At 72.6% G+C, this 21,182-nt stretch carries 20 protein-coding genes; 8 read left to right on the top strand and 12 right to left on the bottom strand.

Going from position 1 to position 21,182, the window contains the following annotated elements; translation table 11 throughout:
* Positions 1-29 precede the first annotated feature (29 nt).
* Together ACLJQE_RS20685 and cutA are read left to right on the top strand one after the other, a co-directional pair.
* Positions 30-440 (top strand): ATP-binding protein, encoded by a 411-nt coding sequence (locus tag ACLJQE_RS20685; RefSeq protein WP_410640930.1) that lies wholly within the window; start codon positions 30-32, stop codon positions 438-440.
* Positions 441-470: 30 nt separating this feature from the next.
* Entirely contained in the window at positions 471-797 is a 327-nt protein-coding gene (gene cutA, locus ACLJQE_RS20690) for a divalent-cation tolerance protein CutA (RefSeq protein ID WP_410640931.1), read from the top strand.
* Here cutA and ACLJQE_RS20695 read toward each other — a convergent pair.
* Positions 794-2,023: a hypothetical protein gene (locus ACLJQE_RS20695; RefSeq protein WP_410640932.1), complete on the bottom strand. Its 1,230-nt coding sequence runs from the start codon at positions 2,021-2,023 to the stop codon at positions 794-796. The genes cutA and ACLJQE_RS20695 overlap by 4 nt on opposite strands.
* A 131-nt stretch (positions 2,024-2,154) precedes the next feature.
* On the opposite strand from ACLJQE_RS20695, the gene ACLJQE_RS20700 reads away from it, so the two are divergent.
* Positions 2,155-2,487 carry a hypothetical protein gene (locus ACLJQE_RS20700; RefSeq protein WP_410640933.1) on the top strand — a complete coding sequence of 111 codons (333 nt, stop codon included), beginning with the start codon at positions 2,155-2,157 and terminating at the stop codon, positions 2,485-2,487.
* A gap of 448 nt (positions 2,488-2,935) precedes the next feature.
* Positions 2,936-3,181 carry a helix-turn-helix transcriptional regulator gene (locus ACLJQE_RS20705; RefSeq protein ID WP_410640934.1) on the top strand — a complete coding sequence of 82 codons (246 nt, stop codon included), beginning with the start codon at positions 2,936-2,938 and terminating at the stop codon, positions 3,179-3,181.
* Between the two features lie 39 nt (positions 3,182-3,220).
* Here the strand turns inward: ACLJQE_RS20705 and ACLJQE_RS20710 are convergent, their stop codons facing one another.
* From ACLJQE_RS20710 to ACLJQE_RS20735, 6 genes are all read right to left on the bottom strand, one after another.
* The gene (locus ACLJQE_RS20710; RefSeq protein ID WP_410640935.1) at positions 3,221-3,952 is read right to left on the bottom strand and encodes an ANTAR domain-containing protein; all 732 of its coding nucleotides are present in this window, start codon (positions 3,950-3,952) and stop codon (positions 3,221-3,223) included.
* Positions 3,953-4,215: 263 nt separating this feature from the next.
* A complete protein-coding gene (locus ACLJQE_RS20715; protein ID WP_410640936.1) occupies positions 4,216-4,518 on the bottom strand; it encodes an STAS domain-containing protein in 303 nt (100 codons plus the stop codon).
* Positions 4,515-8,597 (bottom strand): SpoIIE family protein phosphatase, encoded by a 4,083-nt coding sequence (locus ACLJQE_RS20720; RefSeq protein WP_410640937.1) that lies wholly within the window; start codon positions 8,595-8,597, stop codon positions 4,515-4,517. Before ACLJQE_RS20720 ends, ACLJQE_RS20715 begins: the two co-directional genes overlap by 4 nt.
* 89 nt (positions 8,598-8,686) lie before the next feature.
* A complete protein-coding gene (locus ACLJQE_RS20725) occupies positions 8,687-9,103 on the bottom strand; it encodes an ATP-binding protein (protein WP_410640938.1) in 417 nt (138 codons plus the stop codon).
* The gene (locus tag ACLJQE_RS20730) at positions 9,100-10,680 is read right to left on the bottom strand and encodes a PP2C family protein-serine/threonine phosphatase (protein WP_410640939.1); all 1,581 of its coding nucleotides are present in this window, start codon (positions 10,678-10,680) and stop codon (positions 9,100-9,102) included. The genes ACLJQE_RS20725 and ACLJQE_RS20730 overlap by 4 nt, the downstream gene beginning before the upstream one ends.
* A complete protein-coding gene (locus ACLJQE_RS20735; protein WP_410640940.1) occupies positions 10,680-11,060 on the bottom strand; it encodes an STAS domain-containing protein in 381 nt (126 codons plus the stop codon). Before ACLJQE_RS20735 ends, ACLJQE_RS20730 begins: the two co-directional genes overlap by 1 nt.
* Before the next feature lie 165 nt (positions 11,061-11,225).
* On the opposite strand from ACLJQE_RS20735, the gene ACLJQE_RS20740 reads away from it, so the two are divergent.
* Positions 11,226-11,609: an STAS domain-containing protein gene (locus ACLJQE_RS20740; RefSeq protein ID WP_410640941.1), complete on the top strand. Its 384-nt coding sequence runs from the start codon at positions 11,226-11,228 to the stop codon at positions 11,607-11,609.
* A 19-nt stretch (positions 11,610-11,628) separates the two neighbouring features.
* On the opposite strand, the gene ACLJQE_RS20745 is transcribed toward ACLJQE_RS20740, so the two are convergent.
* Positions 11,629-12,852, bottom strand: coding sequence for a PP2C family protein-serine/threonine phosphatase (locus ACLJQE_RS20745; protein WP_410640942.1), 1,224 nt, complete (start codon positions 12,850-12,852; stop codon positions 11,629-11,631).
* A gap of 81 nt (positions 12,853-12,933) precedes the next feature.
* On the opposite strand from ACLJQE_RS20745, the gene ACLJQE_RS20750 reads away from it, so the two are divergent.
* Together ACLJQE_RS20750 and ACLJQE_RS20755 are read left to right on the top strand one after the other, a co-directional pair.
* The gene (locus tag ACLJQE_RS20750; protein ID WP_410640943.1) at positions 12,934-13,653 is read left to right on the top strand and encodes a histidine phosphatase family protein; all 720 of its coding nucleotides are present in this window, start codon (positions 12,934-12,936) and stop codon (positions 13,651-13,653) included.
* Positions 13,631-14,500: an NAD(P)H-hydrate dehydratase gene (locus ACLJQE_RS20755; protein ID WP_410640944.1), complete on the top strand. Its 870-nt coding sequence runs from the start codon at positions 13,631-13,633 to the stop codon at positions 14,498-14,500. The genes ACLJQE_RS20750 and ACLJQE_RS20755 overlap by 23 nt, the downstream gene beginning before the upstream one ends.
* Positions 14,501-14,671: 171 nt before the next feature.
* Here the strand turns inward: ACLJQE_RS20755 and ACLJQE_RS20760 are convergent, their stop codons facing one another.
* From ACLJQE_RS20760 to ACLJQE_RS20775, 4 genes are read right to left on the bottom strand one after another with little or no spacing between them, the layout of a single operon-like run.
* Positions 14,672-15,391 carry an SDR family oxidoreductase gene (locus tag ACLJQE_RS20760; RefSeq protein ID WP_410640945.1) on the bottom strand — a complete coding sequence of 240 codons (720 nt, stop codon included), beginning with the start codon at positions 15,389-15,391 and terminating at the stop codon, positions 14,672-14,674.
* Complete coding sequence (locus ACLJQE_RS20765) at positions 15,388-16,272, bottom strand: oxidoreductase (RefSeq protein ID WP_410640946.1); 885 nt, start codon at positions 16,270-16,272, stop codon at positions 15,388-15,390. Before ACLJQE_RS20765 ends, ACLJQE_RS20760 begins: the two co-directional genes overlap by 4 nt.
* A 43-nt stretch (positions 16,273-16,315) precedes the next feature.
* On the bottom strand, positions 16,316-17,152 hold the full coding sequence (locus ACLJQE_RS20770) for a helix-turn-helix transcriptional regulator (protein WP_410640947.1): 837 nt from the start codon (positions 17,150-17,152) through the stop codon (positions 16,316-16,318).
* 54 nt (positions 17,153-17,206) lie between these two features.
* Entirely contained in the window at positions 17,207-18,778 is a 1,572-nt protein-coding gene (locus tag ACLJQE_RS20775) for an alkaline phosphatase D family protein (RefSeq protein ID WP_410640948.1), read from the bottom strand.
* A gap of 150 nt (positions 18,779-18,928) precedes the next feature.
* Here ACLJQE_RS20775 and ACLJQE_RS20780 point away from each other — a divergent pair, with 150 nt between their 5' ends.
* A complete protein-coding gene (locus tag ACLJQE_RS20780; RefSeq protein WP_410640949.1) occupies positions 18,929-21,151 on the top strand; it encodes a PHB depolymerase family esterase in 2,223 nt (740 codons plus the stop codon).
* Positions 21,152-21,182 lie beyond the last annotated feature (31 nt).

Raw genomic sequence — 21,182 nt, forward strand, 5'->3', positions numbered from 1 at the left:
AACCCGGAAGTCCCCCCGAGGAGGTGAACGTGGAAGACCTGGGATCGGACGGATGGCGGTACCGCGGCACGATTTCGCCACGGACGCTGCCGAGCCTGCGCCGGCACCTGGTGTCGTGGCTGCGGCGGCGCGCCGGTGACGAGGTCGGGCGGCAGGCCGACGACGTCGTGCTGGCCTGCTGGGAAGCGATGGCCAACGTGCTCGACCACGCCTACCACGGCCGGCCGGGGCTGATCGACGTCCGCGCCCGGATCGACCAGGACGTGCTGATCGTCACGGTCGCCGACCAGGGCCGCTGGGCGACGCTCGCCGAGCGCGCAGACGGCGGCCGCGGGCTGCGCCTGATCCAGGCCCTGGTCGACGGACTGGACCTCCGCTCGACCGACGGCGGCACGGTCATCACGCTCACCTGGCCGTTCCCGGCCCGTCACACCGCCTGACCGGGGTCTCGATGCCCCTAGGGTGGTGTCATGGCTGTCCACCTACTCGTGACCACGACAACCCCGGACCGCGACTCCGGCGCGAAGCTGGCCGGCTCGGCGGTGGCCGCGCGGCTGGCGGCCACCGCGCAGGTCACCGGCCCGGTCGCGTCGTTCTTCTGGCACCTCGGCGAGCAGGGCGAGGGCGAGGAGTGGAACGTGACGTTCAAGACCACCGGCGACCGCTACGCCGAGCTGGAAGCGCACATCATCGAGCAGCACCCGTGGAGCAAACCAGAGGTGACCGCGGTCGAACTCGGCCGCGGCTCGGCCGAGTATCTGCGGTGGGTTGAAGCGTCGACGAGCTCGGACAGCTAAACGCCCAGCCGGGACAGCAGATCGCCGACCACTGACGTCGACCGGTACCGCGTCAGCTGGCGAGCTACGGCCTGGATCCGGATTGCGGGGCGTACCGAGCTCACTCCGGCGGCCAGGTCCGCGGCGCGCGCGAGGGTGGCGGTGGCCTGTTCGACCTCGTGGGCGTGCAGGTAGGACGTCGCAAGCCACGACAGGTACAGCGCCTTGTCCCGGGCATGTGTGTCGTCGAATCCGGACAGAACCTGTTCGAGCACCGGAACGGCCCGCAGCGGGCGGCGTAGTTCGGTCCAGCACCGGCCGGCCATGATGTCGATCTCGGCATCGTTCACCCAGAACACCCAATCCGGCTCCGGCCGGTCGTCCCGCGCCCGCAGGGCTTCACGGGCCAGGTTCAGCGCCCGGTCGGCTTCCTGTGGCTCGTGGGCCGTCGCGTGTGCCCAGGCCTTCCGCTCAAGCAACAGGGCGTTCACCTTCGGCGTGGCGATCGACCGCGCGACCTCGTACGAGTCGGTGGCCAGTGCGGTCCCGTTCCGCGAGGTGGCGGTCTGCTGGTAGGCGGCGTAGGCCAGGGCGTTCCCGACGAGGTCGAGCGCACCGGCTTCCTCGGCGGCCCGCCGGCTGTCGCTGTAGAGCCGGTGCGCGAGTGCGTGCCGGCCGTGGTCGAACGCTGCCCAACCAGCCTGTTGCTGTTGCTCGGCCAGGAGCGTCCGCAGCTGCTGGCCGATCTCGATCGCGTGGCTGGATTCGCGGAGCAGCTGCTGCGTGAAATCGACCTCGGCCGAGTACACCGGAAAGGTTTCAGCGCCACCCATGATGTTGTCGAGGCGGCGGAGCCGGGCTGTTCGGCGCTGTAACTCGGCTATGTCGGATTGCCCGATCCGGCGCGCCGTCGATTGTTCGGTGTGGGCCGGCGGAATCGCCAGGGCGGCCATTGCTCCGATGAACTTGCGTCGCTGCACTGCCTCTCCCGCCTTCGCCCTCCGCTGTTCTGTGCGAGTCGCCGTTACCGCTTGCCGTATCTCCTGCACTTCGATTTCGAAACTGGTGGCGATGTACTTCTGCCAAAACGGCGTCGGCAGTCGTCGCTCGGACTCCCACCGGGATACCTCGTTCCGAGTGATGGCCCGGCCCGAAACCTCGGAGAGCACCGCGGCCTGATCCGCTTGAGAACGGCCAGTTCCCCTGCGCCGGGTTCGGAGCAGTGCACCGACCCCTTGCTGCTCCACCTGAACTCCTCGCCGTCCATACGCTGCCAGGTGGCCATCATCGCGCTGGCCCCCGAATCTGGCCACCTGCTGCGAATGGCCCCCTTTCCGGGCTCCTCCCACCAGGCATTATCGCCCATAGCGTCAACGACGTGACGGTGCGCGACAGGAATGACGATGAGGGCGGCGCCCCGGTGTTCAGCTGCCGGGGTGAGCGGGTGACCGAGATCGACCTCCGGTGGGAGTGGCGCCTGTTCGATGCTGATCGGCGGGCGCACCTGTACCGGGTCGCCGAACTGGATCGCCCGCGCTTGGAGCTGCTGTTGCCGTGGTGCCTGCTCCGCGCACCGTTTCCGCTTGAGCACGACCGTGCCGGCATCAGCCGGCACGTCGTGGTGCCCCGGCGCGGGTGGACGTGTCCGGCGTGCGCCGTGCACGTCCGGGCCCGCGTCCGCACCCCGCACCGGCACGTCCGCCGCCGGTGAGTTCACCGGCGGCTTGTTCGAGGTGGTGACCCGCGATGCACCCAGTTGATCTCCCGCGCACCGGACCGAAGGACGGTCGATGCCGCGCAATCCCGCAGGACCAGGGCCGACAAGGCCGGGGCCGGGCAAGGACAGGCCCAGCTCTCCCACACGCGACAACCCCGCCCCGCAACGAGGTCCCGTCCAGCCTCCGCCCCCGAGGCGCTAGGAGCAGCCCATGCCCCGGAGGTCCAAGAGCCCACGTCGCCGCGACCGGCGGAGCTGCCTCACCGGAGGCCAGGAAGGGAATGTGGCCTATGGCTCGGCGGGGAGCTGCCCACCGCAGCAGCCGACCGGTCCAAGCCGACCGGGCGGTGGCTCCCGGTCGAGCCTGTTCCGGTGGCCGCCGAACCCACCGGCGTGGCCACAGGATCCGCCGGGGCAGGACGACGAGGTCTAGGATCGGGTCATGCGGTCGACCCGGGAAATGCGCAGGCTGGCGGCGGTGCTTCTCGCGGGAGCTGCCGACGCTCGCTTCCACGGTGACGATCTGCGCCGGGCGGCGAACGTGCAGAGCAGACGACTGTACCCGTTGCTGACGCTGCTGCTCGAACGCGGCTGGGTCACGGACGGGTGGGACGATCCCTCATCCGCCGAACCCCAGCGCCACTACGTCCTGACCGATGTCGGGCGGCGTGAACTGGCCAGACCGTAGTCACCTGCAGGTCGCCAACCGTCACACCGCCTGACCGGCCTAAGGCGACTCCGCCGAGGACAGGTCTTCGACGAACCGGGTCGCGATTTCCCGCAGCTTCACGTTGGTGTGCTGCGACTCCGTGACCAGGCGCTTCATCGCGTCGTCCGCGCTGATCCGGTGTACGGCCATCAAGATGCCCTTGGCCTGCTCGATCACCGCTCGGGAGCGCATGGCCGCTTCGAGCTCGACCGTTCGCTGACGGGCGCGGTGGTAGCGCCTTGTGGTGCGCAGGCCGAACGAGACGACCGTGGTGTAGAGCTGCAGCAGCCGTGAGTCCGTCTCCTCGAAGCCGTGGTTGCCGTAGCCGAAGAGGTTCAGGGCGCCGAACAGGCGTTCGTCGACGCGCAGGGGCGCGGCCAGGTAGCTGCCGACCCCGAGCCGGCGGGCGTGGGTGGTGAACTCGGGCCACGCCGCTCCCGCCGTGGCCAGTGGCACCCGGACGATTTCGCCGGTCTTCGCGGCCTCCAGGCAGGGACCCGCGCCCGCCGCGTACTGGATGCGGTCGATCTCGACGGCTCGCTCGTCCGTGCAGGCCGCCGTCGTCGGCTCGCCTTCCCGGATGGCCGTGATGCTCGCCATGTCGGCGCCGGGGATGGCCCGGACGGCTTCGGCGCAGACGGCGTCGAGGATTTCCGCTTCGGCTGGTTCGGTCTCCAGTGCCCCCGTGAGGTCCGCCATCGCGGCGGTCAGCTCGTCGAGGTGCTCGGGGAGGATCGGCTCACCGGTCACTCGGTCATCTCCGTCCCGGACGGCTGCGGCAGTGCCGAACCGCTGCTGCTTCAACGGATCGGCAAAACCTTACCCGCGTCCGCCGGGCATCTTGCAACACCGCCGCAACACCGGAGACCGAAAGGGGGCGGTGGCTCCGGCCCGGCGCTCGCTGCTGAACGTCGTGGGTTGGGCGCCGGGGCCACCTGGCGACGGACAGCAGCACAACCCATCCGACGGCCGTCGCTGCGGCCCGCTTACCCCGTGTCCCGGCGGTCAACCGTTCAGCGGATCATGACCTTCGCGACCTGGCTCAGCCCGGACACGCGCAGGACCCGGTCGAGCAGCCGCGGCGCGAGCAGCCGCAGGTCGTGCTCGCCCGCCCGGTCGAACAGCACCGCGACGCCGGCGCTGTCGAGGTAGGTCACCGCGGTGAGGTCCACCGTGACGGCGGTGCCCGCCGCCAGCTCGCGGTCCAGCGCGGCGCCGAACTCCGCGGCGTTGCTCATGTCGATCTCACCCGTGACGGTCAGGACCCGGTCGCCGTCGTCGCCCGGGCCGCTGACCAGCGTGAGTGCCGTCGTCACGAACCGATCCTCCATTCCAGCGTGACGGTGGTCCCGGTGGCGTCGTGCCGGAAGGCGGCCGCGTCGGCCAGCGCTTCCATCATCGGCACGCCGCGCCCGCGCAGCACGTGGTTGTCCGGCGGCGGCTGCTTCCAGTGGCCCCGGTCGGTCACCGTGACGACCAGGTGCGCGCCGGTGAGCGTGGCCGTGAGGTGCGCGGTCGCCCCGGCGCCGTCGCGGTAGGCGTGCTCGACGGCGTTGGCGCAGGCCTCGCCCGCCGCCACGAGCACGTCCTGGGCGAGATCCGGTTCGAGGGCCGCGTTGTCCAGCCACGCCCGCAGCCAGCGCCGGGTCGAGGCGAGGTGGTCCGGGTGCGCGAGGAATTCGAAGTCCAGCGGGGGCACCGACCGGCGGTAGAGCAGCAGCGCGACGTCGTCTTCGTAGCCGTCGGCCGGGCGGAGCCGGTTCATCAGGGCGGCCGCCAGGTCGCCGAGCTCCGCGTCCCGCGTGTCGTGGGCGACCTTCGTGGCGCGGTCCATGCCCTCGTCGAGCGACTCGCGGCGGCGCTCCACCAGCCCGTCGGTGTAGAGCACCAGCAGCGAACCGATCGGCACGACCGCCGTCCCTTCCGGACGCGGCGCCGCGACGCGGACGGCCAGCGGCACGCTGCCACCGTCGTCCAGCAGCTCCGTCGTGCCGTCGCGGTGCACGAGGGTGGCGGGCGGGTGCCCGGCGCTGCTGTAGGTGAGCGCGCCGGTGGCCGGGTCGAGGATGCCGCAGAAGACGGTGGTGCACAGGGCACCGGGCAGCCGCCAGGCGAAGCGGTCGAGCGCGGCGAGGGTGTGCGCCGGGCTGCTGGCCTCCAGCAGCAGCGCGCGGCAGGCGCTGCGCAGCTGGCCCATCACCGCGGCCGCGGCCAGCCCCCGGCCGACGCAGTCGCCGACGACGATGCCGATCCGGTCGCCGGCCAGCGGGACGACGTCGTACCAGTCGCCGCCGACTTCCAGGGGCGGGTTCGCCGGCTCGTAGCGCACCGCGAAGCCGTCGGGCAGCCGGGCCGGGCCCAGGATCGAGCGCTGCAGCGCGAGGGCGACCTCCCGCTGCCGGTCGTCGCGGTGGGCGCGGCGCAGGGCGTGCGCGAGCGTCCCGGCCAGCAGCGCCAGCAGCGTCCGGTCTTCGGTGCCGAGCGGGCGGCCCGGCGCGGGGTCGACCCAGAGCGTCAGCCGGCCGCCGGGGTGGTCGACGGTGGTGCCCGCGCCGCTGCCGGCCGGGGCCGCGTGCAACGCCGGGAGCGAGCGGACGTGGTCGAGGGTCGCCCGCAGCGGCGCGGCGAGGTCCGCCCAGCGCCGGTCGGCGGGATCGGTGGACGCGAGCTCCGGCTCGCCGTCCCGCGGCCAGGTCACCGCGAGCACGCGCTGCGCGTCCCACAGCTCGCGCAGCAGCTCCAGCCCGGCGCGGAGCACCTCCGTGACGCCGCTGATGACGGCGAGGCGCTGGTTCATCGAGGCGAGCGCGCTTTCGCGCTGCACGGCGTACCGCTCGGCCGTGACGTCCCGGACCGTGCCGACCACCCGGCGGCGGCCCTCGTCGTCGTGCAGCCGGCTGTAGGCGATCGCGGTCCACACCCGGTGCCCGTCCCGGTGCCGCATCGGCAGCACCAGGCTGCCGGCGGGCTCGTCCCACGCGCGACCGGCCGCCTCGGCGACCTGGCGGTGGGCGGCCGGATCGCCGTCCCGGTCCGGCCACCACGGGAACGGCGGGGCGTAGGGCAGCCCGCCGGTGCCGAAGCCCAGCAGCTCGGTGAACGCCGCGTTGATCTCGACGACGCGCCCTTCGGCGTCGCAGACGAAGAAGCCTTCCTGCAGCGAGTCGATCATCGCCGCGCGCCACCGGGCGTGCTGCGTCCGCTGCCTCGCCAGCTGGACGGTCGTGCGGACGCGGGCGAGCAGTTCCCGCGCCGAGAACGGTTTCACGAGGTAGTCGTCGGCCCCCGCGGCCAGCCCGTCGACGGCGGCTTCCTGCCCGGCCCGCGCCGACAGCAGCAGCACGGGCACGGCGGCGGTGCGCGGGTCGCCGCGCAGCTCGGCCAGCAGGCCGAGGCCGTCCAGCCGCGGCATCATGACGTCGCTGATGATCAGCTCCGGCGGCTCGGCACAGGCGGCCGCGAACGCCTCGACGCCGTCGCGCACCGCGGTCACCGCGTAGTCGTCGCGCAGCAGCCGGACGAGGTAGTCGCGCATGTCGGCGTTGTCGTCGGCGACGAGCACGCGGGCACCCGCCTGCTCGTCGCGAGGCGCCGGATCGGCGGACCGGTCGTCGTCCGGCAGCCAGCGCAGGGCTTCCTGCACGTACGGTTCCGCGGACTCGGCGGTCGGCCCGCCGGTCGTGGCTTCCTCGACGACGTGCTCGGCAGGCAGGTGCCGGGTGCCCAGCGGCAACCGGACCCGGAACGTCGTCCCGGCACCCGGCGCGCTCTCCACGGCGACGCTGCCGCCGTGCATGCCGACGAGCTCGCGCACCAGCGCCAGGCCGATCCCGCTGCCCTCGTTCGACCGCGCCCGCGCCGACGGGATCCGGTGGAACCGCTCGAACAGGCGGGGCAGCTCGGCGGCGTCGATCCCGATCCCGGTGTCGGACACGGCGACCACGGCGTGCCCGGCCTCGACGGTGCCGGTCACCCGGATCGCGCCGTCGAAGGTGAACTTGACCGCGTTGGACAGCAGGTTGAAGACGACCTTCTCCCACATCCCGCGGTCGACGTGGACGGGGTCGTCCGACGGACGGCAATCGACCTCGAACGCCAGCCCGGCCCGCTCGACGGCGGCGCGGAAGACGCTCGCCAGCTCCGCGGTGAACGTCCCGAGGTCCACCGGTTCGAAGCGGGCCTGCATCCGGCCGGCTTCGATCCGCGAGAAGTCGAGCAGGTTGTTCACCAGCCGCCCCAGCCGCTGCGCGTTGCGCTGGATGACGTCGATCTCTTCCCGCACCCGCTCGCCGGCGCCCGCCAGCGCCTCCCGCAGCTCGGCGGCGGGGCCCAGGATCAGCGTGAGCGGGGTCCGGAACTCGTGGCTGATGTTGGCGAAGAACGTGGTCTTCGCCGCGTCCAGCGCGGTCAGCTCCTCCGCGCGCTGCTGCTGGACCTGATAGGCGATCGCGCCGTTGACCAGGGCCGTCGTCTGCTGGGCGACCAGCCGGAGGAACGTCCGGTAGGACTCGTCGAGCGCGCGTCCGGCACTCGCCGCCAGCACGATCACCCCGGTGGCCGCGTCGCCGGCGTCGCCGGGCAGCGGCAGCACCATCGCCTCGGTGGGTGGCGTGGACCAGCCGCCCGGCGGCAGCTCACCGAACGCCCCGCCCGACACCGTCCGCGCGACCCCGTCGGCGAGCACGTCCTTCAGCGGCCAGGCGGCCGCGTCACCCGCGCCTTCGCCGCCGGGGGTGACCGCCGCGAGCGTGAGCTCGCCATCGCCGTCCCGGAGGTGGATCGCGGCGTAGGGGACGTCGGCGCCGGCCCGGCCCAGCACCTCGGCGACCACCTCGCAGGCCTCGTCCACGGTCCGGGCGACCCCGGCCCGGGCCCCGAGCTCGCGCAGCGTCGCCAGCCGGCGTTCGCCGATCACGCGCTCGGTCGTGTCGGTGACCGCGGTGAACACGGCCCGCACGGCGCCCCGGTCGTCGTGCACCGGGCTGTAGGAGTACGTCCAGTAGGTCTCTTCCCAGTAGCCGTGCCGGTTCATCGGCAGCAGCAGGTCCTCCGACCAGGTCGCCTCGCCGGTGACCATCACGCTCTCCAGCATCGGCCCGATGATGTGCCAGATCTCGCCCCAGACTTCCGGGCCCGGCTTGTCCAGCGCCGGGTGCTTGGTACCCAGCAGCGGCAGGTACGCGTCGTTGTAGAGGAACCGCAGCTCCGGGCCCCACCAGACGATCATCGGGAAGCGGGAGGTCAGGCAGATCCGGACCGCCGTCGTCAAGCTGGCCGGCCAGTCCCGCGGCTCGCCCAGCGGGGACGAAGCCCAGTCGAAGTCCCGCATCCGGGCGGCCATCCGGCTGGTCCCGGGAAACACGGCGCGCTGGCCGGCCTCTTCCCCGACGCTCATCACACTCCAGGTTCACGCGGCCCGCGCCGAGCCTACTTCACCGGGCATCGCCCCGCCGGATGTGTGTGGGAACACCGCGTCCCGATGAGTCAGCTGGTCAGCCAGGTCATGGTGACCGTGGTGCCGTCGTCGCGGTGCACCTGCGCGCTCTGGTCGGCGAGGGTGTCGATGAGCAGCAGGCCGCGCCCCCGCAGCCCGTCCGAGCCGGACGGCGGCCGCCAGGTGCCGTAGTCGGTGACCGTCACGATCACCCGCCCGGGCAGCACTTCGGCCCGGACGTCGACCGGGCCCGCCTCCCCGGCGGGGTAGGCGTGCTCGGCCGAGTTGGCCATCGCTTCGTAGCCGGCGAGGACGATGTCCTCCCGCCGTTCGAGACTCAGCTGCAGCGTGGCCAGCCAGCGGGCGAGTGCTTCGCGCAGGTCCGGCAGCCGTTCGGCGATCGCGGCCGTGCGCTGGTGGAACGAGGCCGGGGGCGCCGGCGCACCCGGCGGGAGGGGGTCCGTCATGGGGTGTCCTCTCCGCGGTGGCGCACGTGGATCACGGCGATGTCGTCGTCGTGCCGTCCGCGCGTGAGTTCGTCGACGAGCTTGTCCCACGCCGTTTCGAGGTCGGCCGCGGTGAGCAGCGCGGGGATACCCGCCAGCAGCCATTCGACGCCGAGGGTGAGGTCACGGGTGCGGCTTTCGACCAGCCCGTCGGTGTACAGCACCAGGTCCGCGCCCACCGGGAAGCCCGCGGTGCGCTGCGGGAAGACCGAGCCGACGCCCAGCGGCTGCGCCAGCGCCTCGCCGATCTGCTCGGGCGGCTCGCCGGGGCGGATCAGGATCGCGGGCAGGTGGCCGGCGTTCGCGTAGGCGAGCGTGCCGTCGGCGGGCCGGTGGACCGCGTAGAAGCAGGTCACGAAGCTTTCGCCGAACAGCCCCGTGGCCAGCTCGGAGACGTTGCGCAGGACCTCCGACGGGGGCAGCTCGAGCAGGGCGTAGCTGCGGACGGCCGTCCGGATCTGCCCCATCACCGTCGCCGCGGTGACGCCGTGACCGACGACGTCCCCGATGACGAACGCGGTGGCGCCCGACGGCAGCCGGAGCACGTCGAACCAGTCGCCGCCGACCTTGCTGCCGGTGGCCGCGGGCAGGTACCGGGTGAGCACGTCGAGGCCGGGGGTGGGCGGGGCGACCGGCAGCATGCTGCGGGAGAGTTCGGTGGCGAGGGTGCGCTCGCGTTCGTAAAGCCGGGCGTTGTCCAGCGCGATGGCCGTGTAGGCGGCGATGCCCTCGGCCAGGTACTCGTGCCGCGCGGTGAACCGGCCGGGTTCGGGGTGGCCGAAGAAGAACCCGCCCAGCACCTCCCCGGAGGTCGGGCTGGTCACCGGGACGGCCAGGTAGCTGCACACGGGCAGGTGGCCTTCCGGCATGCCGTGGTGTGGCGCGTTCTTCCCGAACCGCGGGTCCTGGGTGATGTCGGGACTGCGCACGGTGCCGGTGCCGTCGAAGGTCGGCGCGAACACCGCGGTGTTGCGCGGCATGGGGAACCGGGCGAACGCCGCCCTCGGCACCCCGGAAATCGTGTACAGCGTGTACGACTCGCCGAACTCGTCGATCAGGTTGTAGAAGAACGCGCCGAAGCCGGCTCCGGTGGCCTTCGTGGCCGCGTCGGTCGCGGCCTGCACGATCCGGTCGATGTCGAGCTGCGCGGTCAGTTCGCGCCCGATGGAGTGCAGTGCGTCGAGGACCGCGGTTTCGCCCCGCAGGCGCCGGACGGTGCCCGCCAGGCCGGCGGTGACGGCCTCGATGGCGGCGGTGACGGCCGCGGGCAGCTCGCCGGTTTCCCGAGTGGTGTAGATCAATGCGCCGAGGTCGCCGTCGGCGGCGACGGCGATCGCGTGGGTGATCTCCTTGCCCGGTACCAGATCCGCCAGCACCACACCGTCGGTCACCGCGAGCGCGACGTGGTCGCCGAGCACCGCGCGTACCTCGGCCGGACCGAGTGGACGGACCGCGGTGGCCACCGGAGCGCCGTCGCCGTCCACGAAAGCCCGGCGCACGGCGGCCAGCACCGCGTCGAACCCCGGCCGGGACGTCATCAGGGAACCAGCGCGTCGGACAGCGACGGGTAGACGGCCAGTTCGTCGACCAGCCGGGTCAGTTCCAGCGGGCGCAGGGTGATCCGGCCGGTGGCCACCACCCGCAGCGGCGCCGAAGCGGCAGGCCCGCGGTGCGCGCGGACGAGTTCGGCCATGCCGGCCGAGGCCAGGAACGTGACGCCGGTGAGGTCGATGACGAGCATCGACGGCCGCAGCCGCGCCGCCCGTTCGGCCATCCGGCGCAGTTTCGGTGCGAGGGCGAGATCGAGCGCGCCCTCGACACGCAGCACTGCCGTGCCGTCCCGGTGCTCCAGCGCCACCGATCCCGCCGAGCCGACCGCGTCGCCGAGTGCGTCCCCCGTCACGTCCCGTTCGCCCATGGCGCCCATCTTGCCTGCTCGTGACGGCGGCGAGAAGCGGAGGGGGCGCTGACACGGCGGTGTGTCGCCGGGACAGGCATGATTGACCACGGTTGAGCAGACAGCCTTCGTGATCACGTGCGCCCACCGGGCCGACCGGTGGTGCGCCGAGGGCAGGAGAACACCATGACCGAGCACACCCACACCGAGAGCTCGGCCACCGCGGTGCCGTTCGGGGAATTCCGCATCGCCCGGACCGGGCAAGGAGAGGCAGTCGTCGTCGAGGTGGCCGGAGACGTGGACACGACCACGGCGCCGGCCCTCGTCCAGGCCGCGGACGAAGCACTGGCGGAGCAGCCGCCGGTGCTGGTGGTCGACTTGAGCCGCGTCGAGTTCCTCGCCTCGCCCGGCCTGACCGCGTTGCTGACCATCCACCGCAACGCCGGATCCGCCACCGCTGTCCGGATCGTCGCGTCTGGCCGGGCCACGCTGCGCCCGATCCAGCTGACCGGGCTCGAGTCGAGCCTTTCGCTGTTCCCGACCCGGGAAGCGGCACTGGCCGGGTCCTGACCGTGCCGTCCCGGCCGCGTCAGCCGCCGGCCGGGACGCTCCACCGCCGGAGGGCCAGCAGGGCGACGTCGTCCTGGGCCGCCCGGTTCCCGATCATCTTGGCCATGACCTGCGCGCACACCCGTTCGGGATCGCCGGCGCGCACGGTCTCCGCCAGTTTCCGCATGCCGACGTCCACCGGGCGGTCCCGTCGCTCGACCAGCCCGTCGGTGTAGAACACCAGCACGCCCTCTTGCGGCAGTTCGACGACGGTGGTGCGCCGCTCGGGCTCGCCGATGGTCAGCCCGATCGGGGGATCCGGGGGTGCGTCCACCAGCCGGCCCGGTTCGCCCGGCCGGGCGAACACCGGGGGCAGGTGGCCGGCGAGGGACAACGTCAACGCCTCGCGGCCCGGGCCGATGATCCCGTAGGCCACCGTCGCCATCGCGCCGTGCTCGAAGTGGTTGGCCTTGCGGTCGAGCTTGGTGAGCACCTCGGCGGGGCTTTCGCAGTCGAGCGCGTAGGCGCGCAGGGCACTGCGCAGCCGGCCCATGATCACGGCCGCGTCGAGACCGTGGCCGGAGACGTCGCCCATCACGACGCCGAGCCGGTCGCCCGGCAGGGAGAACAGGTCGTACCAGTCGCCGCCGAGCCCGGTTTCCGCACCGGGCACGTACCGGGTGCCGAAGGACAGGCCCGGCACCTCGGGCAGGCTGCTGGGCAGCAGGCTGTGCTGCAGTGCCATGGTGGCGGTGCGGTTCTCCTCCAGCGCCTCCACCTGGACCGCCATGGCGAGGCGGTCGGCGAGCAGCTGCAGCGTGGCCACTTCGGTCTCGTCGAACCGCCTCGGCGTCACCGAGCCGACGTGCAGCACGCCGACGAGTTCGCTCCCGGCCACCATGGGCACGCCGAGCATGGCGCGCAGTCCCCGTTCCCACAACAGGGAGTTCACGACGGTGGTTTCGTCGACGTGGTCGAGGATGACGGGCGCCCGCTCGAGCGCGACCCGGCCGGCGAACCCGCTGCCCACCGGCACCCGCACGCCCTGGTGGACCTCCTCCTCGATGCCGGCCGCGGCGGTGGCCACGAGCTGACGGCCGTTGGCCTGGTACCGCAGCACGGTCGCGGTGTCGACGGCCATGGCCTCGCGCAGGCGCCGCAGGGTTTCGGTGAGCAGCTCGGTCAGGCCGAGGTGCTCGGCCGGGGCACCGATGATCGATTCGAGCTGCTGCAGCCGGCCGTGGGCGTCGAGACTTCGCGACATGGAACGACCCTAGCCTTGGCTCCTTTGCCTGCCTAACCATCCCGGGTTTCGTCGGCGGGTCTCCCGGGGTACCTGGGCGACGTGAACGTCGACTTGGACTGGGTGGGTGTGCTGCGGCACGGCCAGAGCACCGGGAACATGGCCAGGGAAGCGGCGGAGTCGGCCGGCGCGGACGTGATCGACGTCGCCGAGCGCGACGCCGACGTGCCGCTCACGGACCTGGGGCGGGAACAGGCTTCGGCGGCGGGGGAGTTCCTCGCGCAGCGGCCGCCGGACGTCGTCGTCACCTCGACCTACCGCCGCGCCTGGGACACCGCACGGCTGGCCACGCCCGACGGGGTGGCGATCATCCCCGACGAACGGCTGCGCGACCGCGAGCTCGGCGTGCTGGACCTGCTGACCTCGCACGGCGTCCGCGAGCGGTGGCCCGACGAGCTGCGGCGCAAGCGGCGGCTGGGCAAGTTCTACTACCGGCCGCCGGGCGGGGAGTCCTGGGCGGACGTCGTGCTGCGGCTGCGGTCCCTGCTGACCGAGCTGAGCGTGGAACACGCCGGAAAGCGCGTTCTGCTGGCCGCCCACGAGATGACCGTCTTCGCCCTGCGCTACCTGCTCGAAGGGCTGCCCGAACCCGACCTGCTGCGGGCGGCCGAGGCCACCGAGGTCCCGAACGGCTCGGTCACGGCCTGGGAACGCGACTCCGACGGCGGGTTCACCATGGTGCTGGCCCAGGAGATCGGCCACCTGCACGCCACCGACACCCCGCCGACGGCGGACGACGATGCCGCGCAGCAGCTCACCTGAGCCGGCGCCGATCAGCCCGGCCCTGCTGCGGGACTGGCGGATCGGCGCGGCCGACCGGGGCACCGTGCTCGTCGTCGGCGGCGCCCGGACCGTGCCGGGGGCGCCGGCGCTGTCCGGGACCGCCGCCCTGCGCGCCGGGGCCGGCACGCTGCAGGTGGCGGTCGCCGAACGGCACGCGACGGCACTCGGCGTCTCGGTGCCCGAATCGTCGGTGTTCGGCCTGCCCGAGACCGGCACCGGGGCGATCGCCGCCGACGCCGTCGACCGGCTGGCCGAAGTGCTGCCCGACGCCGGCACCGTCGTCGTCGGCCCGGGCCTGACCGGCGCTTCGGAGACCGAAGACCTGCTGCGGCGGTTGGTGCCCGCCATCGCCCCGGCCGCGCGGGTGGTGCTCGACGCGTTCGCGCTCGGCGCGCTGAGCCGGGACCCCGCGCTCGCGGAACCCCTGTCCGGCCGCCTCCTCCTCACCCCGAACCGGGTCGAAGCCGCCTTCCTCGACGGCTGCGAGGAAAAGGACGTCGACGACCTGGAGACGGCGAAGCGGATCGCCGCGCGCTACGGCGGGGTGGTGCTGCTCATGGGCGTGGTCGCCTCGCCGGACGGCCGGGTCTGGCGCGACGGCAGCGGCCACGTCGGGCTGGCGACGTCCGGCAGCGGCGACGTGCTGGCCGGCCTGACCGGCGGCTTCCTCGCCCGCGGCGCGGCCGTCGACCAGGCGGCCTGCTGGGCAACGCACGTCCACGCCGTCGCCGGCCAGCGGCTGATCCCGGACACCGGGAGCACCGGCCTGCTGGCACGGGAACTCGTCGCGGAGATCCCGCGGGTCATCGCCGAGCTGGAGCGCTGAGCCCACCCCCGCCGTGTCGACCCCGCAAGCACGCGTGTCGACCTCCTGATCACGCGTGTCGGCTCCCCGATCACCCGGGCCGGCCGCCGAGCGCTGCGGCCGCCGTGCCGGAAGGGACGACACGCGTGATTGCCGAGCCGACACGCGTGATGGGCGGGTCGACACGGCGGGTCAGCGCTGGGTGGTGGGCCGCACGACGATCTCGTTGACGTCGACGTCGTCCGGCTGGCCGATCGCATAGGAGACGGCTCCGGCGATGGCGTCCGGTGAGAGGGTCACCGCGCGGTAGGCGCGCATGGCCTCCCGCGCGCCCGGTTCGGTGATGCTGTCCGCCAGTTCGGACTCGGTGACGCCGGGGGAGACGGTCGTCACGCGGAGGCCGGGGCCGGCTTCCCGGCGCAGGCCTTCGGTGATCGCCCGGGCCGCGTACTTGGTGCCGCAGTAGACCGCGGCCGTCGGCACCACCTCGTGCGCGCCGGTGGAGGCGATCGTCACGAAGTGGCCGCCGCCTTGGCGCCGGAAGTGCGGCAGGGCGGCCGCGATCCCGTGCAGCAGGCCGCGGACGTTGACGTCGAGCATCCGGTCCCACTCGTCGACGTGCAGCGAATCCAGGCGGGACAACGGCATCACGCCGGCGTTGGCGACGAAGACGTCGAGCCGTCCGTGTGCCTCGACGGCGGCGTCGGCGAACGCGGCGACGGCCGCACGGTCGGTGACGTCGAGGCGGTGCACGTCGGCGGTGCCGCCGGCGTCGTGGATTTCCTCGGCCAACGCGGTCAGCCGGTCTTCGCGCCGGGCGCCGAGCACGACGTGGTGGCCTTCGCGGGCGAGGCGCAGCGCGGTGGCGCGGCCGATACCGCTGCTGGCTCCGGTGATGAGGACGGTCTTCACAGGGTTCCTTCCGGGAAGTCGGCGGCGAGGGTGGTCTCGCGCCAGGCGCCGAACGTGGCGCGGAGGGTGTCGAGCCGGGCGGTGGCGATGTCGTGGGCGGCCCGGCCGAGGAGCAGGCGCAGCGGAGGTTCGTCGCTGCCGACGGCGGTGAGGATCGCCTCGGCCGCGCGGGCCGGGTCGCCCGGTTGACGGCCGTACGTCGAGAGCGTCGCCTCCCGGCGGGCGCCCGCCGTGCCGGCGTAGTCGTCGATGCGGATCGCCGACTGCCGCATCGAGGGGCCGGACCAGTTGGTGCGGAACGCGGCGGGCTCCACGATGGTCACCTTGATGCCCAGCGGCGCCACTTCCGCGGCCAGGGATTCCGACAACCCCTCCACGGCGAACTTCGTCGCGTGGTAGTAGCCGGTGGCGCCGAAGGCCGCCAAGCCGCCGAGCGAAGACACGGTGACGATGTGGCCGCGGCGGCGCGCCCGCATGCCCGGCAGCACCGCGCGGGTGACGTCGGCGAGGCCGAACACGTTGGTGTCGAACAGTTTCCGGATCTCTTCGTCCTCGCCTTCCTCGACCGCGGCGAGGTAGCCGTAGCCGGCGTTGCCGACCAGGACGTCGATCCGGCCGAACGCCGTTTCGGCCCGCTTCACGGCGTCGACGACCTGGGCGTGGTCGGTGACGTCGAGCGGCAGGGCCAACGCGCGGTCGCCGTGCGCTTCGGCGAGGTCGGCGACCCGCGCCGGATCGCGGGCGGTGACGACCGCGCGCAGTCCGCGGTCGAGCACGGCTTCGGCCAGTGCGCGGCCGAGGCCGGTGGAGCAACCGGTGATGAACCAAACGGTATCTTCGGAACCGGCGGGTTTTCCTGGAATGGCACGCTTTTCGGGCACGACGAAGTACTCCGTCCATTGTGGATGGATGGGAAAGGGTGGTTCAGGAGGCGGCGAGGCTGCCCAGCAGGGCCAGTGCCGCTTCCGACGGGCTGCCCGGTTCGGCTTGGTAGACGATCAGCTGCCGGCCGGGGGCGCTGTTGACGGTCAGCGCCTCGTAGCTCAGTTCCAGCTCGCCGACCAGCCGGTGGCGGAACCGCTTGGTTTCGTGGGTCTTCTGCCGGATGTCGTGGCGGGCCCACAGCCGTCGGAAGTCCGCGCTCTTGACCGACAGCTCGCCGACGGTGTCGATGAGCTGCGGGTCGTCGGGGTCGATCCCGGCGGCCGCCCGCAGGCCGCCGACCGTGTTGACGGCCACGCGCTCCCAGTCCGGGTAGAACTCGCGGGCGTCCGGGTCGAGGAACACCAGGCGGACCAGGTCGCCGCTGTGGGTGTGCCCGTCGAACAGCGCCTGGCCCAGCGCGTTGTGCGCGAGCACGTCGAGGCAGCGGCCGAGGACCACCGCGGGCGTCCCCGGCCAGCCGTCCATCAGGCGCAGCAGGTTCGGGCTGACCCGCTGCGCCTGGTGGACGGCCGGCCGCCGGGCGCGGCGACGGTGTCCCGGCACCGGCTGGGCCAGCCGGTGCAGGTGGGCCGAGGCGTCGTCGTCCAGCGCCAGCCCGCGGGCGAGCGCGTCGACGACCTGCGCCGACGGGTTGCGCTCCCGGCCCTGCTCGAGCCGGATGTAGTAGTCGGTGCTGACGCCGGCCAGCAGCGCCACCTCCTCGCGGCGCAGGCCCGCGACCCGGCGCGACCCGCCCGCGGGCAGGCCCAGCTCTTCCGGGCCCACCTGCTGACGGCGGGCCCGGAGGAACTCTCCGAGCGCGTTTTCCTTGGCCACGATCCGAGGCTAACCCGGAACCGCTTCACGAGGGTGGCCGTGCCACACCCACCCTCAGGCCAGCCGGACCGGCTCCTCGTCGGCGCCGGGCCGCAGCAGCGTCGCCGTGGCCGTGCGCCCGTCGATGTCCAGCGCCATCACCGCGTTCCCGAAGTGCGGCCCGGACACGCAGCGCCACGACAGCGGCGCCGTCCGGACCCCGGCGCGGCGGGCCAGCCACTCGCTCGCCCTGGTCAGTGGCCTCGACCAGCCGGCCCGGAACAGCCGGTTCATGTACCACGGCACGGTGTTGTGCACCGGCGAGCAGGTCAGCTGGTGGACCGGTGCCGCGGTCCCGCCGGGGAACGCGGCCCGCGCCACGTAGGCGTGGTGCACGTCGCCCGAAAGCACGTTGACCGACGCCGGTCCGTCGTCCGCGACCCGGGCGATGAGCTTCGCCAGCCGCTCGAACGAGGCGCGGAACGCGGGCCAGTGCTCCATGTCCACCAGCTGCCGGAACCACTCGCCGACCCGCCCGACGAGCCCGGGCCGGGCGCAGAGCCGTTCGTTGACCGACTGCGCGGCCGACAGCGCCGTCGGCAGCAGCCACGGCAGCGACGTGCCGATCAGCAGGTGGTCGAACTCGCCGGACGCCTGCTGTTCGATCCAGCGAAACTCCTCCTCGCCGATCATCGACCGCTGCCCGCCCTCGAGGATCCGCCCGGCCCGCGAGTCGATCACCAGCAGCCGGACCGCGCCGAAGTCGCGCCGGTAGGACCACCGGGTGCCCTTGGCGCCGTCGGCCTCCCGGTCGGCCCGGTCGGCGAACTCGCGCAGCAGCTCGGCGTTGTTCACACCCGATTTGCACACCCGCTGGTAGAGGTCGTCTTCGGCCAGTTCCCGCGGCCCCAGGTTGCCCAGGTGCTGGTAGACCCAGTACGAGACCAGCGCGCCGCGGATGCGTTCCGGCCACCAGGGCGTGCGGGCCATCTTTTCGCGCCAGGCCTGCGAGGTGTTCCAGTCGTCGCGGACGTCGTGGTCGTCGAAGATCATCGACGTCGGCACGGTGGAGAGCAGCCAGCGGACCGCCGGATCGCACCAGGCCTCGAAGTACAGGTGGCAGTACTCCTCGAAGTCGGCGACCTCGTTGCCGGGCGGGCGGCTCGTGTCGCGGCGCGTGGCCAGCCACTCGCGGGTCGCGCCGGTGGTTTCGTCGGCGTAGACCTGATCGCCCAGCAGCAGCAGCGATTCCGGCCACTCCGCCTCGTCGAGGGCGGCGATCCGGTGGGCGTAGGCGGCGAGCGCGTCCGAGCCCAGCGCGTTCTGCTCCAGCGGCTTGCGGCAGGACCCGAACACCAGCCGGAACCGCGGGTCGCCGGGTTTCAGCGTGCGGATGCGGCTCGGCGGCAGGCCGGCGTCCGGTTCGGGCCAGACGACGTCGCCGTCGAGCCGCACCTGGTACGGCGTGCTCCGCCCGGGTGCCAGCCCGGTGAGCACGACCAGCGCGTAGTGGTGGCCGGAGACCTCGAACGTCCGGGCGGCGGTGTCACCGACGCGCACTTCGCACGGGCCGTCCGTCTCGACCCAGATCGTCGCCGAGGTGGCGTCGACGTGCCGCAGCAGCGGGCCCAGCAGGAGCTCGGTCATCCCGGAATCCTGTCAGAACTCCGCCGGGACGGCCGATCGGTGAACCGCTCGAAAGTTCCCGAAACGTTTCGATAATCGTTGACCGGCCGGGCGCGGCGACGAACCATCTGTCGGCAAGCTGCGTTCCCGCCCCGGAAAGGATCTCCTCGAGTGCGAAGACTCCTCACCGCCCTTTCCGCCGCCGTGCTGGCGATCGCCGCGGCGATCGTGCTGGTCGTGGCGGCGCAGCCGGCGTCCGCGGCCACGTTGACCCGGGTCACCGGCTTCGGCAGCAATCCCAGCAACCTCAACATGTACACGTACGTCCCGGACCGCGTCGCCGCCCGCCCGGCGCTGCTGGTGGCCGTCCACTACTGCACCGGATCGGCGTCGGCGATCTTCAACGGCTACGCCCGCGACTACGTCACCGCGGCCGACCAGTACGGGTACGTCATCGTGTTCCCGGAAGCCACCCGCAGCGGGCAGTGCTTCGACGTTTCCTCACCGCAGGCGCTCACCCGCGGCGGCGGCAGCGACCCCGTCGGCATCCTTTCCATGGTCAACTGGGCCAAGCAGCGCTACAACGTCGACTCCTCCCGCGTGTACGCCACCGGGTTCTCCTCGGGCGCGATGATGACGAACGTGCTCGCCGCGGAGTACCCGGACGTGTTCGCCGCCGGCTCGGCGTTCATGGGCGTGCCCGCGGGCTGCTTCGCGACCACCGACGGGTCGAGCTGGAACAGCCAGTGCGCCAACGGCCAGGTCACCAAGACGGCGCAGCAGTGGGGCGACCAGGCCCGCCAGCTGAGCGGGGGCCGCACCGGCCCGTTCCCGCGGATGCAGCTGTGGCACGGCACGGCGGACGACACCCTGCGCTACCCCAACTTCGGGGAAGAGATCAAGCAGTGGACGAACCTGCACGGGCTGAGCCAGACGCCGTCGTCGAGCGATGCCCCGCAGTCCGGCTGGACGCGCACCCGCTACGGCGGCACCGGCACGCAGGCGCCGGTCGAGGGCATCAGCGTCCAGGGGGCCGGGCACTCCCTGCCGCAGAACGGGATGCTCCAGTACGCGATCGCGTTCCTCGGCTTGAACAGCGGTGGTTCGACGACCACCACGCCGACCACGACGACGTCTTCGACGCCGCCCGCGGGGAGCACGCTGGGCAGCGCGGCGGCCCGGACCGGGCGGTACTTCGGCACGGCGGTCTCGGCGGGCAAGCTGTCGGACAGCGTGTACACCGGCATCCTGAGCCGCGAGTTCTCCATGATCACGCCGGAGAACGAGATGAAGATGGACGCGACCGAGCCTTCGCAGGGCCAATTCTCCTACGCCAACGCGGACCGGATCGTGAACCAGGCGACGAGCCAGGGCGCCCGGGTGCGCGGGCACACGCTGGCCTGGTACTCGCAGCAGCCGGGCTGGATGCAGAGCATGGAGGGGCCGGCGCTGCGGCAGGCGATGCTCAACCACGTCACCCAGGTCGCCACCCACTACCGCGGCAAGATCTTCGCGTGGGACGTGGTGAACGAGGCGTTCGCCGACGGCAGCTCCGGTGCCCGGCGTGATTCGAACCTCCAGCGCACGGGCGACGACTGGATCGAGGCGGCGTTCCGCGCGGCGCGGGCCGCCGACCCGGCCGCGAAGCTGTGTTACAACGACTACAACACCGACGACTGGAGCCACGCGAAGACCCAGGCCGTGTACCGCATGGTCCAGGACTTCAAGTCCCGCGGCGTGCCGATCGACTGCGTCGGCCTGCAGTCGCACTTCAACCCCAACAGCCCGGTGCCGTCGAACTACCAGACGACGCTGCAGAACTTCGCGAACCTCGGCGTGGACGTCCAGATCACCGAGCTGGACATCGAGGGCTCGGGGACGGCGCAGGCGAACAACTTCCGCACGGTGACTTCGGCGTGCCTCGCGGTCGTGCGGTGCACCGGGATCACGGTGTGGGGCATCCGCGACACGGACTCGTGGCGGGCGTCGGCCAAGCCGTTGCTCTTCGACGGCAACGGCCAGAAGAAGGCGGCCTACACGGCGGTGCTCGAGGCGCTGAACGGCGGAACACCCCCGGACGGCGGCACGACCACCACCCCGACCACCCCCACCACGCCTTCCCCCGGTGGCTGTTCGGCGGCCTACGTGAAGACGGCCGAGTGGAACGTGGGCTTCAACGGCCAGGTGACGGTGTCGGGGACGAACAACTGGGTCCTGACCGTGACGTTCCACGCGCCGCAGAAGGTGAGCGGCAGCTGGAACTACACGGGAACGTGGGACAGCACGGGCTACGTCCTGACGGCCAGGCCGAACGGCAGCGGCAACGTCATCGGCTTCACGGTCCAGCACGGCGGCAACCTGACGGCGCCGACCGTGACCTGCGCGACCGGCTAGTCCACAGTGGTCGTCATCAGTGGTCGCCGTC

Origin of the sequence: Amycolatopsis sp. lyj-346, assembly GCF_046548975.1 — a bacterium.
In the GTDB taxonomy this organism is placed as follows: Bacteria; Actinomycetota; Actinomycetes; order Mycobacteriales; family Pseudonocardiaceae; genus Amycolatopsis.